Raw genomic sequence first — 16,107 nt, 5'->3', positions numbered from 1 at the left:
GCTCGGACGAGATGCGAAATCCTGACCAGGACGCCCTACTTGATCTCGGCCCGGCCGCGCTGGAACTTCAAGACGATCTGGAGGGGGATACGCTGCGCGAGGAATGCGGCGTCTTCGGCATCTACGGCCACCCCGATGCCGCCGCCATCACGGCGCTCGGCCTCCACGCCCTTCAGCACCGCGGCCAGGAAGCCGCCGGCATCGTCTCCTATGACGGCGGCCGCTTTCATTCGGAACGCCGCCTCGGCCTCGTCGGCGACACCTTCTCCCGCCGCGAGGTGATCGACCGCCTGCCCGGCACGATGGCAGTCGGCCATGTCCGCTATTCCACCACCGGCGCGACCATCCTGCGCAACGTGCAGCCGCTGTTCGCCGAATTGAATGCCGGCGGCCTTGCGGTCGCCCACAACGGCAACCTCACCAACGGCCTGACGCTGCGCCGCGAGCTCGTGAAGAACGGCGCGATGATGCAGTCGACCACCGACACCGAGGTGATCCTGCATTTGGTCGCGCGCTCCAGGCGCAGCCGCTTCATCGAACGCTATATCGACGCGCTGCGCGAGATCGAGGGCGCCTATGCGCTGGTCTCGCTGACCAACAAGAAGCTGGTCGGCGCGCGCGATCCGCGCGGCATCCGTCCGCTGGTGCTCGGCGAACTCGATGGTTGCCCGATCCTGACCTCCGAGACCTGCGCTCTCGACATCATCGGCGCGCGCTTCGTCCGCGACATCGAGCCCGGCGAGGTCATCGTGTTCGACGAGAACGGGCAGGACATTCACAAGCCGTTCCCGCCGATCGCGCCGCGTCCCTGCATCTTCGAATACATCTACTTCTCCCGTCCGGATTCCATCGTCCACGGCCGCTCGGTCTACGAGGTGCGCAAGGCCTTCGGTGCGCAGCTCGCGCGCGAGAGCCACGTGCCGGTCGATGTCGTGGTGCCGGTGCCGGATTCCGGCGTGCCCGCCGCCGTCGGCTACAGCCAGCACTCCGGCATCCCGTTCGAACTCGGCATCATCCGCAACCACTATGTCGGCCGCACCTTCATTCAGCCGACGCAGGCGATCCGCGAATCCGGCGTGCGCATGAAGCATTCGGCCAACCGCGCCGCGATCGAAGGCAAGCGCATCATCCTGATCGACGATTCGCTGGTGCGCGGCACCACCTCGAAGAAGATCGTGCGCATGATGCGCGATGCCGGCGCCAAGGAAGTGCACTTCCGCCTCGCCTCGCCGCCGATCCTCTATCCCGACTATTACGGCATCGACCTGCCGGACCGCGGCGGTCTTCTTGCGGCGACACATTCGCTGGAAGAGATGCGCGAGATCATCGGCGCCGACTCGCTCGCCTTCCTGTCGATCGACGGCATGTACCGCGCCATGGGCGAGCCCGGCCGCGACCCCACCAATCCGAAATTCTCGGATCATTGCTTCACCGGGGCCTATCCGACCCACCTCACCGACCAGACCCAGACCGAGCAGCAGCCGCGGCAATTGTCGCTGCTGGCGGAGGCGAGCTGAACTGTCGTCCCGGCCTAGTGCGCAATTCGCACGGGAGCAGGACCCATTGCCACCGGCCTCTCTGGTTCGAAGAAGGTGTGACAATCATCTTCCCTGGCCATAAACGTCACGGCGTATGGGTCCCGGCCTTCGCCGGGACGACGCTGGATAGAACCCCTTGATGACAAATCCCCTCGCCAACCGCATCGCTCTCGTCACCGGCGCCTCGCGCGGCATCGGCTTCGCCACCGCGAAGGCGCTAGCTAAGGCCGGCGCGCATATCGTCGCCGTGGCGCGCACGCAGGGCGGGCTGGAAGAGCTCGACGACGAGATCCGCAAGGACGGCGGCAGCGCCACGCTGGTGCCGCTCAACCTCACCGATTCCGACGGCATCGCACGCCTAGGTGCCGGCCTGCATGAGCGCTACGGCAAGCTCGACATCCTCGTCGGCAATGCCGGCGTGCTTGGGCCCTCCTCACCGATCGGCCATATCGAGCTGAAGGCCTTCACCGACGTGATGGCCGTCAACGTCTCCGCGAACTTCCAGCTGATCCGCTGCATGGAGCCGCTGCTCAAGCAATCCGACGCCGGCCGCGCGGTGTTCATCACATCCGGCGCGGCCAACAAGGCGACCGCCTATGTGAGCCCCTACGCCGCCTCCAAGGCGGCGCTGGAAACGCTGGCGCGCGCCTGGGCGCAGGAGACCGCGAACACCAAGCTGCGCGTCAATCTGTTCAATCCGGGCCCTGTCCGCACCCGCATGCGCGCCACGCTGATGCCGGGCGAAGACCCGGCGACGCTCGATACGGCCGAGCAGGTCGCCGAATTGATCGTGCCGATGTGCGCGCCGGATTGGACCGAGACCGGCAAGTTCTACGACTATAAGACCCGCAGCCTGATGAGCTTCCGCTCTCCGGCCTGATTGACTTGACGGCCTCCCCGCGATTGACTGCCCGCGCTCAAGCGGCAGCAAGCTGCAGGCCAATAAAGGGAGGTTGCCATGGCGCCATGGCGGAATCGCGCAGGCTCTACGCATGCGCTCGCAAATGTCTCTCGCGCATTTTCCGTCCTGATCGCGGCCGTCGCGTTTGCGCTTCCGGGCGCGGCGACCGCCGGCGATGTCCCGACCTTCGCGGTCGATGCGTCCTGGCCAAAGCCGTTGCCGAACAACTGGATCCTCGGCCAGGTCGGCGGCATCACCGTCGACTGGCAGGGCCACATCTGGGTGATCCATCGGCCGCGCTCGCTCACCGACGACGAGAAAGGCGCGAGCCTCACCCCGCCGCGCTCGAAATGCTGCGTGTCGGCGCCGCCGGTGCTCGAATTCGACAGCGACGGCAATCTGCTGCGATCATGGGGCGGCGCCGGCGAAGGCTATGTATGGGTCGGCCGCGAGCACGGCATAGAAGTCGACGAGCGCGGCTTCGTCTGGGTCGGCGGCAATGCCGACAACGACAACGCGATCCTGAAGTTCACGCTCGACGGCAAGTTTGTCGCCCAGATCGGCAAGATCGCGCCGAGCCTCGGCAGCAACGACACGACGCAGCTCGGCAAGCCGGCCGAGACCGCGATCGACAAGGCCGCCAACGAAATCTATGTCGCCGACGGCTACGGCAATCGCCGCGTCATCGTGTTCGACGCAACCACGCTCGCCTACAAGCGGCACTGGGGCGCCTACGGCAACAAGCCCGATGACACCAAGCAGGCGGCCTATGATCCCAAGGCGCCGGTGTCCCAGCAGTTTGGCAATCCCGTCCACTGCGTGAAACTCGCCAATGACGGTCTCGTCTACGTCTGCGACCGCATCAACAACCGCATCCAGGTGTTCAAGACGGACGGCAGCTTCGTGAAGGAGTTCTTCTTCGAGAAGAACACGCTCGGCAACGGCGCGGTGTGGGACATCGCGATCTGGCCCGATCCGAAGCAGACCTGGCTGCTCAGCGCCGACGGCGAGAACAACGAGATCAGGGTGATCAGGCGCGACGACGGCAGCGTGGTCGGCAGCTTCGGCCACAACGGCCGCAATGCCGGCCAATTCCACTGGGTGCATGCCATGGCGATCGACGCCAAGGGTAACGTCTATACCGCCGAGGTCGACACCGGAAAGCGCATCCAGAAATTCAAGCTGACATCGGACGCGCTGAAATAGCGTCTCGACGCATTTTGCCCAAAAGTTAACGGAGGGATGACGCTGCGACGCAGCGTCATCCGGCTTTAGGCGCATTGCCGCCGGCCGTGGGACACGGTAGAGCCATCAGCCGGAACAAGGCTCCGTTCAAGAGAGCCGTCCGCATGTTTGACAATGGAGGAAATCTTTTATGACGACGACGTTCGCGCGCCGCTCTGCGGCCCTTCTGGCCTGTGCCGCCTTCGGTTTTGCCACATCCGCCTTCGCCCAGGACAAGACCGTCAAGATCGGCGTGCTCAACGACATGTCCAGCCTCTACGCCGACATCGGCGGCCCCAACTCCGTGGTCGCGATCAAGATGGCAGTTGAGGATTCCGGCCTGCTCAAGAAGGGCTGGAAGATCGACGTCATCAGCGGCGACCATCAGAATAAGCCGGACGTCGGCGTCAACATTGCCCGGCAGTGGATCGACAACGATAAGATCGACGCGATTGCGGACACGCCGAATTCCGGTGTCGCCCTGGCGGTCAGCAACCTGGTCAAGGAAAAGAATTCGGTGCTGCTCAATTCCGGCGCGGCCTCGGCCGACCTGACCGGCAAGGCCTGCACGCCGAACACGGTCTCCTATACCTATGACACCTACATGTTGGCCAACGGCACCGGCAAGGCGCTGACCAAGGCCGGCGGGGACAGCTGGTTCTTCCTCACCGCAGATTATGCCTTCGGCCATGCGCTCGAACGCGACACCACGGCGGTCGTGACCGCGAACGGCGGCAAGGTGCTCGGCAGCGTCAAGCATCCGATCAATACCGCAGACTTCTCTTCCTTCCTGCTGCAGGCGCAATCGTCCAAGGCCAAGGTCGTGGGCCTTGCCAATGCCGGCGGCGACACCACGAACTCGATCAAGCAGGCCGCGGAGTTCGGCATCGTGCAGGGCGGGCAGAAGCTCGCGGCGCTGCTGCTGTTCATCAACGACGTGCATTCGCTGGGTCTGAAGACCGCCCAGGGCCTGACCTTCACGGAATCTTTCTACTGGGACATGAACGATCAGACCCGCGCCTGGTCGAAGCGCTTCTCGGCGCTGGCCAACAAGAATGCGATGCCGTCGATGACGCAGGCCGGCAATTACGCGATGGTGCTGCATTATCTCAAGGCGATGGATGCGCTCGGCAGCAATCCGCATGACGGCGCCAAGGTCGTCGCCAAGATGAAGGAGCTTCCGACCGACGATCCGCTGTTCGGCAAGGGTCCGCTGCGCGAGGACGGGCGTCGTCTCATCCCGGCCTATCTGTTCGAGGTGAAGAAGCCCGAAGAATCGAAGGGACCGTGGGACTACTACAAGCAGATCGCCACGATCGCGGCGGAAGATGCGGCCAAGCCGCTCAAGGACAGCGAGTGCCCGCTGGTGAAGAAGTAAGAAGTCGTAGGGTGGGTTGGCTGAACCCTAACCCACCCTACGCAACCGTCTTCGCCGTTCCCAGCGCCCGCACAGCAATCGCCACGCACATCACCATCAACACCGCCGCGAGCAGGAACGGCGCGCCGGGCAGCTGCCAGGGCGCGCTGGCGCCGATGAAATATGAAAACGTCAGCGTGAACAGGAACGGGCCGACGAGCTGCGACACGCTCTGCACGCTCGCGGTCGCGCCCTGCAACTGGCCCTGCTGATCCGGCGCGACCAGCCGCGTCATCAGCGATTGCATGGCAGCGCCCGAAATGCCCCACAGCGACATCACGGGAATGCCGATCCAGAACAGCGGCCCGGTCGGCGCCGCGCCGAAGATCACGAAGCCGACCGCGCCACAGCACAGGCCGAGCAACAAGGCGTTGCGCTCGCCGAACACGCGCACGATCGGGCCGATCGCGAGCCCCTGCACCACCATCGCGCAGACGCCGACCATCGCCAGCGTCAAGCCCACGGTTTTCGAATCCCAGCCGTAGCGATAGGTCGCGTAGAGCACGAAGGTCGAGGGCAGCACGACATGCGCGACCTGCGCGATAAAGTTGACGACGGACAACGCGGCGAGCACCGCGTTGGAACGCAGCAGGCGAAGCGCGCCGAGCGGATTGGCGCTCCTCCAGCGGAACGGTGCCCGCTTGTCCGGCGCCAGCGATTCCGGCAGGACGAAGAGCCCATAGAGTGCATTGGCCAAGCTTAACGCCGCCGAGGCCCAGAACGGCAGGCGCGGATCGATATCGCCGAGCAGGCCGCCCAGTGCCGGGCCCAGCACGAAGCCGGCGCCGAATGCAGCGCCAATCCTGCCGAACACCGCCGCGCGTCGCTCCGGCGGCGTGATGTCTGCGATATAGGCAAAGGCGGTCGAGATGCTGGCCGAGGTGATGCCCGAGATGACGCGGCCGACGAACAGCCAGACCAGCGACGGCGCCAGCGCCATCAGCACATAATCGGCCGCGAGTCCGAAATTCGACAGCAGCACCACCGGCCGCCGCCCGAAGCGATCCGACAGCGCGCCGAGCACCGGCGAGAACACGAACTGCATCAGCGCCCAGGCGGTGCCGAACAGGCCGAAGATGCGGGCCGCGTGTGCCGTGTCGTTGTCGACGAAGCTCTCGATCAGTTTTGGCAGGATCGGCATGATCACGCCGAGCGCGAGCATGTCGAGCAGGATGGTGACGAAGATGAAGGCGACCGCACCGCGCCGGACTGGCGCTGCGCCCTGCGCCATCGCCTCGCCGGCGTCGTTGCTCATGAAGGCCGCTTGCGCTTGTGGGCGAACGGATTGGCCTTCTCACGCAGGGTGATGCGCAGCGGTGTGCCCGGCAGCTCGAAGGCCTCACGCAGCGAATTGGTGAGGTAGCGCAGATAGGACTGCGGCACAGCGTCCGCACGCGAGCAGAACAGCACGAAGCTCGGCGGGCGCGCCTTGGTCTGCGTGATGTAATTCAACTTGAGGCGTCGGCCGGACACCGCCGGCGGCGGATTGGCCTGCACCGCCTCCTCGAACCAGCGGTTCAGCGCCGCGGTCGACACACGCCTGTTCCAAAGCGCATAGGCATCCTGGATCGCCTGCATCAGGCGATCGATGCCCTCGCCCATCAAGCCGGAGACGGCGACGATCGGCACGCCCTTGATCTGCGGCAGCAAGTGATCGGCATCGCGGCGCAGATTCGAGATCGCACCGCCACCCTTGCTCTCCATCAGGTCCCATTTGTTGACGGCGAGCACGACGGCGCGACCCTCGCGCTCGATCAGGTCGGCGATGCGAAGATCCTGCTCCTCGAAACGGTTCTGCGCGTCCATCATCATCACGACGACTTCGGCAAAGCGCACCGCGCGCAGTGCGTCGGCGACCGAGAGCTTTTCGAGCTTCTCCTCGATCCGCGAGCGCCGGCGCAGACCTGCGGTGTCGAACACGCGAAACTCGCGACCCTTCCAGTTGATCTCGACCGCGATGGAATCGCGCGTGGTGCCGGCCTCCGGGCTCGTCAGCAGGCGCTCCTCGCCGAGCAGATGATTGATCATCGTCGACTTGCCGGCGTTGGGCCGGCCGACGATCGCGACCCGGATCGGACGCGTAGCGGCCTCTTCCTCCGTCAGCGGCTCATCGTCTTCGAACTCATCGTCCTCTATCGGCTCCGGCATCAGCGGGCGCAGAGCATCATAGAGCTCGCCCATGCCCTCGCCGTGCTCGGCCGAGATCTGGATGGGATCGCCGAGGCCTAGCGCGAAAGCCTCCATCGCGCCGGCATCGCCATGCTTGCCTTCGCTCTTGTTGGCGACCAGCAGCACCGGCTTATTGGCCTTGCGGGCGAAATCGGCGAAGGCGCGATCGTTGGGCGTGAGGCCCATGCGGGCATCGATCACGAAGAACAGCGCGTCGGCCTGTGCGATCGCGGCCTCCGTCTGCTCCTGCATGCGAGCGGTCAGCGAGCCCTTGGTGCCTTCATCGAGGCCGGCGGTGTCGATGATCGTGAAGTCGAGATCGCCGAGCCTGGCCTCGCCCTCGCGGCGATCGCGGGTGACGCCGGGCAGATCATCGACAAGCGCGAGCTTCTGCCCGACCAGGCGGTTGAACAGCGTCGACTTGCCGACATTGGGTCGGCCGATAATGGCGATCTTAAAGGACATGGGTCATTCGTGCGCTGCCGGAGCCGCGCCTGTCAATGAAATGAAAAACTAGCGCGAGAAGCTGCCGCTCGGCATCGGCGCCGGGAAGGCGCCCTGCGTTTGCTGCTGGGTGGTCTGGGTCGGTTGCGCCTGCTGGACGGGCTGATCGGGCGGCGGCGCGGTGGTGCGCTTGCGCACGATCTTCTGCCTGGGCGGCGGAGTGGCAGCGGGCGGCGCGGCCTCGGGCTGGGCCTCGCCATCGACTTCGCCGCCGGGCGCCCCAGCCGGCGCGACGGTCGCACTGGCCGGCTGCCTGGTCTTTTTCGCCTTGGCACCCTTCGCCGGCTTCGGCTCGGGCGCAGGCTCGGTGGGCAGAGCCGCGACGGCGGGTCCGTTCGGATCGGGCTGTTGCTGCGCGCCCTTGTACATGTCCTTCGGAACGCCCTGCTCGAGGCCCGGCACGCCTTCCGGGAACACCGGCTTGCGGTCGCCCGGCAGCTTCTTCTTGGTATCGAGGAAGTCGAGCATGTCGCTCGGATCGAAGCTGGAGCAACCGCCCAGCACGCCCGTGAAGGCGATCAGGACGGCGGCTGCGATCAAGCGTGGCGTGCGGCGCATTTCGGTATCTCGTCTCAGCTCTCGGCTCAGCTCTTCGCTACGGGCGGCAGCAGGGCCTGCAGCGCCTCGGCGCGTGAGCGCAGGCCCGGCGGCGTTTCGCCGTCCTCGGCAATCGCGTCGAGCCATTTGCGGGCGGCAGTCATGTCGTTGTTGCGCCAGGCCGACAGCGCCAGCATCTCGCGGGCGGTATGACGGAAGGTCGATTTGGGCGCGGTGGAGGCTTCCAGCCGCTGCTGCATATCGGCATAGCCGGCGCTGTCGAGCAGGAGACCGGCGGCGCGGATCTTCGCCAGATCCTGCCACTCGCCGCCTACGCTGCGGTCGGCGGCGATGTCGTCATAGAGCTTGGCGCCCGCCTTGGGATCGCGGGCCGCCGCCTCGGCCGCGGCACGCAGCCGCGCCAGGGTGCGATAGCCCGATGGAGCCTTGGCAGCGAGCTCGGTGAAGGCCGCCTCGGCCTCCGCATGCTTGTCCTGCTCGGACAGCTCTGCAGCCTTCTCGAAGGCAGCACCGGTCTCGGCAGCCTTCTTGGCCTCCACATACTGGTAAGCGCGCCAGCCACCCACGGCGGCGACGATCAGCACCATCAGGGCGATGAACAAAATCGAATACTTGTCCCACAGCTTCTTGAGCTGTTCGCGACGTACTTCCTCGTCGACTTCGTCAAATAATTCAGACACTTATGCTAATCCCATGCCCGTCCGGGTGCGCACGCCAAAGCGTTCGCGTCAGGAATCCCGTCCCCCACGTGGCGGCGGGGTACCCTAACGATATGGCGGTGGCAAGGCAAAGTGAGCCCGATCAAGGCGTTAACCACCCGGGACAGCCCGGAGAGACCGCCTCCCCGGGTCAATTTCCCAACAGCTCCCGCAGCTGCCGCTTCAGCACCTTGCCATTGGCATTGCGCGGCAGCGGCTCCGCGGTGATCACCATGGTTTCCGGGACCTTGTAGTCCGACAGCCGCTCCGCGCACCAGGCCCGCAAGGCCTCGCTGTCCACTGGTGCGCGCGTCACCACCACGGCGTGGACGCGTTCGCCCAACATCGGGCAGGCTTTGGCGACGATCGCGCTCTCGACCACGGCCGGGTGGCCGGCCAGCACGGATTCGACCTCGGCCGAATAGATCTTGAGGCCACCGCGATTGATCATGTCCTTCTGCCGGTCGAACACCCGGACAAATCCCTCCGCGTCGACCGAGCCGAGATCGCCGGAATGCCAGAACCCGCTGGTGAAGCTTTCGGCTGTGGCTTTGGGATTGTTCCAGTACCCCTTGATCACGGAGGCACTCTGGATCCAGAGCTCGCCTATCTCCCCAGGCGGCAGCTCACGCCCGTCGGCCCCCATTGCCAGGATGCGTGCACCCGGACACGCTAGGCCAACGCTGTCGATGTGGTTTGCTGTCAGCTCGCCCGGCATGATCGTGGACGGCGATGTCGTCTCGGTCGCACCGTAGCAATTCGCCAGCTCGAGGCCCGGAATGATCGTCTTGAGCTTCTCGATGGTGGCGACCGGCATCGGTGCGCCGCCAAAGCCGCCGATGCGCCAGCTCGACAGATCGTAGCTCTCGAAGTCGGGCTGGAGCAGGCAGAGATTGTACATCGCCGGCACCATCACCGTGTAGGTGACGCGCTCGCGCGCGGCGAGCTTAAGATATTCGCCGGCTTTGAACTCCGGCATGATGATCAGCGCGCCGCCGCAGCAGATCATCGTCGTGATGTTGGCGACGATGCCGGTGACGTGGCCGAGCGGCACTGCCGCAATCGAACGGTCGGCCGCCGTCAATTGCAGGCACGACACGAAGATCATCGAGGAATGGACGATGTTGCATTGGGCCAGCATCGCGCCCTTCGGCTTGCCTGTCGTGCCCGAGGTGTAGAGGATCATCGCGGTGTCCTCCTCGCTGGTCTCGACCGGCGCCAAGGCCGGCGTGTTGTCTGCCAGCACCGCGTAACGCGACAAAGCCGGATCGTCGTCGATGGCGATGCGGTGGATTATTTCGGGCACATCCCGCGCATCCGGCAGCCGCTCCGCGAGCGCCGCCTCGTGGATCAATATCTTTGCGCCACAATCGCTGAGGACATAGGCGATTTCCGGTTTCTGCTGGCGCGTGCTGAGCAGCACCGTGACGAGCCCTTCATGCGCGGTAGCAAACAGCAGCAGCGGGAATTCGACGCGGTTGCCGAGCAGGATCGCGACACGATCGCCGCGCTGCAATCCGAGCTTGCGAAATCCCGCCGCGATCCGCCCAGCCTGCTCGACGGCCTGCCGCCAGCTCAGCCGGACATGGCCTGAGATCAGCGCTTCGCCGTCGGGATTGCGGGCGCAGGCGTCTGCAATCATCGCCCACAGGCTCGATGGCCGATCGCAAAATGCCGGCACGACCCGATCGCCGAAGCGCGCCTCGAACCGCATTGGCGGGATCTGAGAATGCGACCAGTCCATCGGATGCCTTGGCTTGTTGCTCTCGTTACCTTCCGCGCATGGGCATGCGGTCCTGTCTTGTGCTGATCGGCTAGCCACCCATCACGGGAACGCCGATGACGACAGGATGGAACGCAAAAGCCAGCGCCAGATAAGCGACGATTCCAACCACGACCGCGATCAGATCGTTGGTGACGCCGCCGACCGGAATCGGCGGACCGCCACCATCGGTGCGACGCTTCAGCGTGATGCGATCATACACCGCCCAGCCCAGGAAGGAGCCGAACAGGATGATGGAGCCGAGATCACCATTGGCCAGAAGATGCGCCGCCGCCCACAGCTTGATGCCCGCCAGCATCGGATGCTTCAGCGTCGCATAGATGCGGCCGCGCAGATAGGACGCAACCACCAGGATGACCGCGGGCAGCATCAGTGCGAGCGTGATGTGCTTCAGCGCCTTCGGTGGATACCAGACGTCGATCCAGCCGGTCGCACGGTAGTGCGCGAAGCCCCAGATGATCAGTGCGAGCCCCGCGAGCGAGGCAAGCGAATAGAGGATCTTGTAGGTCCCCTCACCCAGTCTCGCGATGGCCTGCGCGCGCGCCTCGCGTTTCGTCGTGAACACATGCGCCGCAAAAAACAGCGCAAGCCCCAGGATCATAACCAGCAGACCCACGAGATTCTCCCCTCAACGAGCGCCCCAACCCATGGCGTATCATCGATTGGCCGCGGGTCGCAACTGATGCGCTACTTGCCGATCTCGCGATTGTCGACATACCGGATCGCGATCGGCCGCCCGGCGAGAGCACCGCCAAGACCGCCGGTGAATTTCAGCGGCAGGCAGGCTTTCAGCGATGAATTGATCGCATTGAGGTAGGAGGTTCTCGTCTCGGCGGGCACGCCCGCCGTCGCATAGGTCAGGCGCGGCGGGCCGATCAGGCCGCCCGACTTGTTGAAGCTGAAACGCACGGCGATCTGCATGCCCGCGCGGGCATTGTCCGATGGCGGCGTCCAGCAGCTGCGCAGCTCGGCGAAGAGATCGCCGATGGTGTCGAGATCATGATCCGGCTTCTGGTATTTGGCGCGATCGGCCTCCGGTGGCACGCTTTGGATCGTGAGCTGGAGGTTCTGGCCGTAGGGATAGTCGATCTCCGGAATGCAGGGGCCAGGCTCGAGCGGGCTGCAATAGGACGGCGTGCAGGGCCTACCGTCGAGCACGCTGCACGGCTCGTGCGAAAACGGAATTGGGTTGATTTGCCGAGGCCGCGCGTCGGCGGCGATCGACGAGATCGCCAGCAGGAGGAAAACAAGGATGCCGCGCCACATAAAGTGAACTCGCAAGGCCACATGGGTGAACGTGGCATTGCCGCCGGCAACGTCAAGCCTGCGGCTGTTCACATGCGCGCGTCCGAGGACGGTGTCGTCGCCCGGCTTGACCGGGCGACCCAGTACTCCGAGACGATTGTGATTGAGCCGAGAGGCTGCGGCGTACTGGATGGCCCCGCCTTCGCGGGGCATGACAGCGGAGGGTGAGGAGCGGACTGAGCTACGCCCTACCCCTTCTTCTTGACGTCCTTGACGTTGGTGAACTCGATGCCCTCGGCACGTTCCCTTGTGTAGCCGAGATAGAACTCGTTCCGCGCCAGATAGACGGGATCGCCGTCGACATCGTCGGCGATGCTGGAGGTGTTGGCCGCGATGAAGGTGTCGAGCTTCTTGCGGTCCACCGAGGAGACCCAGCGCGCAAGCTGGAACTCGCTGACCTCGAATTCGACCGGGAGCGAATATTCTGCATCTAGCCGCGCCTTGAGCACGTCGAGCTGCAGTGCGCCGACGACGCCAACCAACGCGGGCGCACCGTCGCGCGGACGGAACACCTGCACCACGCCCTCTTCCGACATCTGCTGAAGCGCTTCCTTCAGCTTCTTCGCCTTCATCGCATCTGTAAGACGCACGCGGCGGACGATTTCCGGCGCAAAGCTCGGCACGCCGACGAAGTTGAAATCCTCACCGTCGGTCAGCGTATCGCCGATGCGCAGCGTGCCGTGATTGGGAATGCCGACAACGTCGCCGGCATAAGCTTCGTCCGCCACCGAACGGTCCTGCGCGAAGAAGAATTGCGGGCTGGACAGCGGCATGCTCTTGCCGGTGCGCACGAGCTTCGCCTTCATGCCGCGGCTGAGCTTGCCGGAGCACAGGCGGGCGAAGGCGATACGGTCGCGGTGGTTGGGATCCATGTTGGCCTGGATCTTGAACACAAAGGCGCTCATGCGCGGATCGGTGGCTTCGACCTTGCGCTGGTCGCTCTCCTGCGCGCGCGGCTCGGGCGCGAACTTGCCGAGGCCTTGCAGCAGATCGCCGACGCCGAAATTGCGCAGCGCGCTGCCAAAATAAACCGGCGTCAGATGGCCCTCGCGAAACGCCTCGAGCTCGAACGGCTTTGAAGCCGCGGTGACGAGCTCAAGCTCGTCCTTGACCGCCGACACGTCGAGATTGGCGTTGAGCTTGGCGAGCTCGGCGATCTCGATCTGCTGCGCCGCGCCGGTCTTGGCGCCGCCGCCTTCGAGAAGGCGCACGCCGCCATTGACGACGTCATAGGTGCCGAGGAACTCGCGGCCGCGGCCGACAGGCCAGGTCATCGGCGTGGTATCGAGCGCCAGCGTCTTCTCGATCTCGTCCAGGAGCTCGAAGACGTCGCGGCTCTCGCGGTCCATCTTGTTGATGAAGGTGATGATCGGGATGTCGCGGAGACGACACACCTCGAACAGCTTTCGGGTGCGCGCCTCGATGCCCTTGGCGGCGTCGATCACCATGACGGCGGAATCGACCGCCGTGAGCGTGCGATAGGTGTCTTCCGAAAAGTCCTCGTGGCCCGGCGTGTCCAGCAGGTTGAATACGAGGCCCTCGAACTCGAAGGTCATGACCGAGGTCACGACCGAGATGCCGCGCTCGCGCTCGATCTTCATCCAGTCCGAACGCGTGTTGCGCCGCTCGCCCTTGGCCTTGACTTGGCCGGCCAGATTGATGGCGCCGCCGAACAGCAGCAGCTTTTCGGTCAGCGTGGTCTTGCCGGCGTCCGGATGCGAGATGATCGCAAAGGTACGCCGCCGCGACACTTCAGCGGCAAGCGAGGAACGGGCCGTCGATTCGGCTGTGGTGGCGATGTCGGACATTGCGGCAGCGTTTGGCAGGGAAAATGAGCCTGATCAAGCCTCATCTGGTGATTGCGGAGCCTTCCGGCCAGTCCCATATCCGCTTGGTTGGGAGGGACGACCTTTCCTTTCCATCAGCACACCAGTCGCGGGGACGACCCTGCCTTGAATGGAGGGTCGTCATGGCCTGGAGCATCCTGTTCGTCGCCGGTCTGCTGGAGATCTCCTGGGCGATCGGCCTCAAATATACCGAGGGGTTCACCAAGCTCGTTCCGTCGGTTCTCACGCTCGGCGCCATGGCCGGCAGCATCATCCTGCTGGGGCTCGCCCTCAAATCGCTGCCGATTGGAACCGCTTATGCGGTCTGGACCGGCATCGGCGCGGTCGGTACCGCGACGCTCGGTATCGTCCTGTTCGGCGAGCCGGCCACCGCGTTCCGCCTCGCCAGCATCGGGCTGATCGTCGCCGGGATTGTCGGGCTGAAGCTGGTTACCTGAGGAAGATCTTGACCGCCCACCAGCTCAGCGCGGCGACGATGGCCGAGGCCGGCATCGTGATCACCCAGGCATAGACGATCGAGCTGGCGACGTTCCAGCGCACCGCCGAGAGGCGGCGAGCGGCGCCGACGCCGACGATGGCCCCGGTGATGGTGTGGGTGGTCGAGACGGGAACGCCGAGGAAGGTCGCCATGAACAGGGTCGCGGCACCGCCGGTCTCGGCGCAAAAGCCCTGCATCGGGGTCAGCTTGGTGATGCGCAGGCCCATGGTGCGGACGATGCGCCAGCCGCCCATCAGCGTCCCCATCGCCATCGCCGCCTGGCACGAGAGCACCACCCAGAAGGGCACGAAGAATTCGCCGCCGAGCTGGCCCTGCGAATAGAGCAGCACGGCGATGATGCCCATGGTCTTCTGCGCGTCGTTGCCGCCATGGCCGAGCGAATAGAGCGAGGCGGAGGCGAATTGCAGGATGCGGAAGGCGCGATCCACGGCAAAGGGCGTGGAGCGCACCGAAGCCCAGGACACGATCGCAACCAGTACCATCGCGAGCAGGAAGCCGACGAGCGGAGACAGCACGATGGCGATCACCGTCTTGGTCAATCCGCTCCAGACCGCCGCCGAAAGGCCGGCCTTGGCTACGCCTGCACCAAACAAGCCGCCGATCAATGCATGCGACGAGGACGATGGGATGCCGAGCGCCCACGTCACCAGGTTCCAGACGATGGCGCCGACCAGCGCCGCGAAGATCACCTGGGCATCCACGATCGCAGGATCGATGATGCCGGTGCCGATGGTCTGGGCGACGTGCAGCCCGAACACCATGAAGGCGACGAAATTGAAGAACGCGGCCCAGAACACCGCGTATTGCGGCCGCAGCACGCGGGTCGAGACGATGGTCGCGATCGAATTGGCGGCGTCGTGCAGGCCGTTCAGGAAGTCGAACAGCAGCGCGACGGCGATCAGTCCGACCAGGACGGGAAGACCCAACGCAACATCCACGGCGCGGTCCCCTGCCCTAAACTTGCTCGATGACGATGCTGTTGATCTCGTTCGCGACGTCGTCGAAGCGGTCGGCGACCTTCTCGAGATGATCGTAGATCTCTGCGCCGACGATGAAATCCATCGCGTTGCCGTTGCGATGCTTGAGGAACAGTTCCTTCAGGCCGATATCATGGAGATCGTCGACGCGGCCTTCCAGCTTGCCCAGCTCTTCCGTGATCGCGGTCAGCATGGCCACGTTCTGGCCGATCTTCTGCATCAGCGGCAGCGCACGGCCGACCAGATTGGCGCATTCGATCAGAAGCCCGCCGATCTCCCGCATCGGCGGCTCGAAGCTGCGGACCTCGAACAGCATCACGGCCTTGGCGGTCTGCTGCATCTGGTCGATGGCGTCGTCCATCGAGGTGATCAGGTTCTTGATGTCGCCGCGGTCGAACGGGGTGATGAAGGTACGGCGCACCGCCGTCAGCACCTCACGGGTGATGTTGTCGGCATCGTTCTCAAACTGGTTGACGCGCTGGCAATAGACCGGCGTCTCCTCGCCCCCGTTGAGCATGCTCTGGAGCGCGATCGAGCCCTGGATCACGGTCTGGGCGTGGCGGTCGAACAGATCGAAGAACCGTTCTTCCTTGGGCAGGAAAGCGCGAAACAATCGCATCATGGGAGAGAGACTACCGGTTGGATTATGGCCTGGCCCAAGCGGGCCGTCATGAAACTGTCATAGAC

General features: G+C 64.8%; 15 protein-coding genes. 5 read left to right on the top strand and 10 right to left on the bottom strand.

Annotated features, from left to right (window positions below):
- Positions 1 to 11 precede the first annotated feature (11 nt).
- From purF to BRA1417_RS0120935, 4 genes are all read left to right on the top strand, one after another.
- Positions 12 to 1,517, top strand: a complete 1,506-nt coding sequence (gene purF, locus BRA1417_RS0120950) for an amidophosphoribosyltransferase (RefSeq protein WP_027517499.1) — start codon at positions 12 to 14, stop codon at positions 1,515 to 1,517.
- A gap of 160 nt (positions 1,518 to 1,677) precedes the next feature.
- Complete coding sequence (locus BRA1417_RS0120945) at positions 1,678 to 2,418, top strand: SDR family NAD(P)-dependent oxidoreductase (RefSeq protein WP_027517498.1); 741 nt, start codon at positions 1,678 to 1,680, stop codon at positions 2,416 to 2,418.
- Positions 2,419 to 2,496: 78 nt separating this feature from the next.
- A complete protein-coding gene (locus BRA1417_RS0120940; protein ID WP_027517497.1) occupies positions 2,497 to 3,645 on the top strand; it encodes a hypothetical protein in 1,149 nt (382 codons plus the stop codon).
- A 169-nt stretch (positions 3,646 to 3,814) separates the two neighbouring features.
- Entirely contained in the window at positions 3,815 to 5,041 is a 1,227-nt protein-coding gene (locus tag BRA1417_RS0120935) for an ABC transporter substrate-binding protein (RefSeq protein WP_027517496.1), read from the top strand.
- A gap of 37 nt (positions 5,042 to 5,078) precedes the next feature.
- Here the strand turns inward: BRA1417_RS0120935 and BRA1417_RS0120930 are convergent, their stop codons facing one another.
- The 8 genes from BRA1417_RS0120930 to BRA1417_RS0120890 form a co-directional block, all read right to left on the bottom strand.
- Positions 5,079 to 6,335, bottom strand: a complete 1,257-nt coding sequence (locus BRA1417_RS0120930) for a TCR/Tet family MFS transporter (protein ID WP_027517495.1) — start codon at positions 6,333 to 6,335, stop codon at positions 5,079 to 5,081.
- A complete protein-coding gene (gene der / locus BRA1417_RS0120925) occupies positions 6,332 to 7,714 on the bottom strand; it encodes a ribosome biogenesis GTPase Der (RefSeq protein ID WP_027517494.1) in 1,383 nt (460 codons plus the stop codon). The genes BRA1417_RS0120930 and der overlap by 4 nt, the downstream gene beginning before the upstream one ends.
- Before the next feature lie 48 nt (positions 7,715 to 7,762).
- On the bottom strand, positions 7,763 to 8,311 hold the full coding sequence (locus tag BRA1417_RS0120920; RefSeq protein ID WP_027517493.1) for a hypothetical protein: 549 nt from the start codon (positions 8,309 to 8,311) through the stop codon (positions 7,763 to 7,765).
- A 26-nt stretch (positions 8,312 to 8,337) separates the two neighbouring features.
- Positions 8,338 to 8,991, bottom strand: coding sequence for a tetratricopeptide repeat protein (locus BRA1417_RS0120915; protein ID WP_027517492.1), 654 nt, complete (start codon positions 8,989 to 8,991; stop codon positions 8,338 to 8,340).
- A 169-nt stretch (positions 8,992 to 9,160) separates the two neighbouring features.
- Positions 9,161 to 10,753, bottom strand: coding sequence for a class I adenylate-forming enzyme family protein (locus BRA1417_RS0120910; protein ID WP_027517491.1), 1,593 nt, complete (start codon positions 10,751 to 10,753; stop codon positions 9,161 to 9,163).
- A gap of 70 nt (positions 10,754 to 10,823) precedes the next feature.
- Positions 10,824 to 11,408 (bottom strand): NnrU family protein, encoded by a 585-nt coding sequence (locus BRA1417_RS0120905; protein WP_007609254.1) that lies wholly within the window; start codon positions 11,406 to 11,408, stop codon positions 10,824 to 10,826.
- A gap of 71 nt (positions 11,409 to 11,479) precedes the next feature.
- The gene (locus BRA1417_RS0120900; RefSeq protein ID WP_027517490.1) at positions 11,480 to 12,058 is read right to left on the bottom strand and encodes a hypothetical protein; all 579 of its coding nucleotides are present in this window, start codon (positions 12,056 to 12,058) and stop codon (positions 11,480 to 11,482) included.
- Positions 12,059 to 12,285: 227 nt separating this feature from the next.
- The gene (locus BRA1417_RS0120890; protein ID WP_027517488.1) at positions 12,286 to 13,905 is read right to left on the bottom strand and encodes a peptide chain release factor 3; all 1,620 of its coding nucleotides are present in this window, start codon (positions 13,903 to 13,905) and stop codon (positions 12,286 to 12,288) included.
- 161 nt (positions 13,906 to 14,066) lie between these two features.
- Between BRA1417_RS0120890 and sugE the strand changes: the two genes are divergently transcribed.
- Positions 14,067 to 14,381, top strand: a complete 315-nt coding sequence (gene sugE / locus BRA1417_RS0120885; protein ID WP_027517487.1) for a quaternary ammonium compound efflux SMR transporter SugE — start codon at positions 14,067 to 14,069, stop codon at positions 14,379 to 14,381.
- Here the strand turns inward: sugE and BRA1417_RS0120880 are convergent.
- A complete protein-coding gene (locus tag BRA1417_RS0120880; RefSeq protein WP_027517486.1) occupies positions 14,374 to 15,381 on the bottom strand; it encodes an inorganic phosphate transporter in 1,008 nt (335 codons plus the stop codon). The genes sugE and BRA1417_RS0120880 overlap by 8 nt on opposite strands.
- 16 nt (positions 15,382 to 15,397) lie before the next feature.
- Complete coding sequence (locus BRA1417_RS0120875; RefSeq protein WP_027517485.1) at positions 15,398 to 16,042, bottom strand: DUF47 domain-containing protein; 645 nt, start codon at positions 16,040 to 16,042, stop codon at positions 15,398 to 15,400.
- Positions 16,043 to 16,107 lie beyond the last annotated feature (65 nt).

It is taken from the genome of Bradyrhizobium sp. WSM1417, assembly GCF_000515415.1.
Taxonomy (GTDB): Bacteria; Pseudomonadota; Alphaproteobacteria; order Rhizobiales; family Xanthobacteraceae; genus Bradyrhizobium.
Note: the sequence above shows the minus strand (reverse complement) of the source record. Positions and strands in the feature narration are given on the sequence as shown.

Excerpts from the sequence above, each read along its gene's own strand:
- purF (WP_027517499.1), top strand. The coding sequence starts at position 12 with ATGCGAAATCCTGACCAGGACGCCCTACTTGATCTCGGCCCGGCCGCG.
- BRA1417_RS0120945 (WP_027517498.1), top strand. The coding sequence starts at position 1,678 with ATGACAAATCCCCTCGCCAACCGCATCGCTCTCGTCACCGGCGCCTCG.
- BRA1417_RS0120940 (WP_027517497.1), top strand. The coding sequence starts at position 2,497 with ATGGCGCCATGGCGGAATCGCGCAGGCTCTACGCATGCGCTCGCAAAT.
- BRA1417_RS0120935 (WP_027517496.1), top strand. The coding sequence starts at position 3,815 with ATGACGACGACGTTCGCGCGCCGCTCTGCGGCCCTTCTGGCCTGTGCC.
- BRA1417_RS0120930 (WP_027517495.1), bottom strand. The coding sequence starts at position 6,335 with ATGAGCAACGACGCCGGCGAGGCGATGGCGCAGGGCGCAGCGCCAGTC.
- der (WP_027517494.1), bottom strand. The coding sequence starts at position 7,714 with ATGTCCTTTAAGATCGCCATTATCGGCCGACCCAATGTCGGCAAGTCG.
- BRA1417_RS0120920 (WP_027517493.1), bottom strand. The coding sequence starts at position 8,311 with ATGCGCCGCACGCCACGCTTGATCGCAGCCGCCGTCCTGATCGCCTTC.
- BRA1417_RS0120910 (WP_027517491.1), bottom strand. The coding sequence starts at position 10,753 with ATGGACTGGTCGCATTCTCAGATCCCGCCAATGCGGTTCGAGGCGCGC.
- BRA1417_RS0120900 (WP_027517490.1), bottom strand. The coding sequence starts at position 12,058 with ATGTGGCGCGGCATCCTTGTTTTCCTCCTGCTGGCGATCTCGTCGATC.
- BRA1417_RS0120890 (WP_027517488.1), bottom strand. The coding sequence starts at position 13,905 with ATGTCCGACATCGCCACCACAGCCGAATCGACGGCCCGTTCCTCGCTT.
- sugE (WP_027517487.1), top strand. The coding sequence starts at position 14,067 with ATGGCCTGGAGCATCCTGTTCGTCGCCGGTCTGCTGGAGATCTCCTGG.
- BRA1417_RS0120875 (WP_027517485.1), bottom strand. The coding sequence starts at position 16,042 with ATGATGCGATTGTTTCGCGCTTTCCTGCCCAAGGAAGAACGGTTCTTC.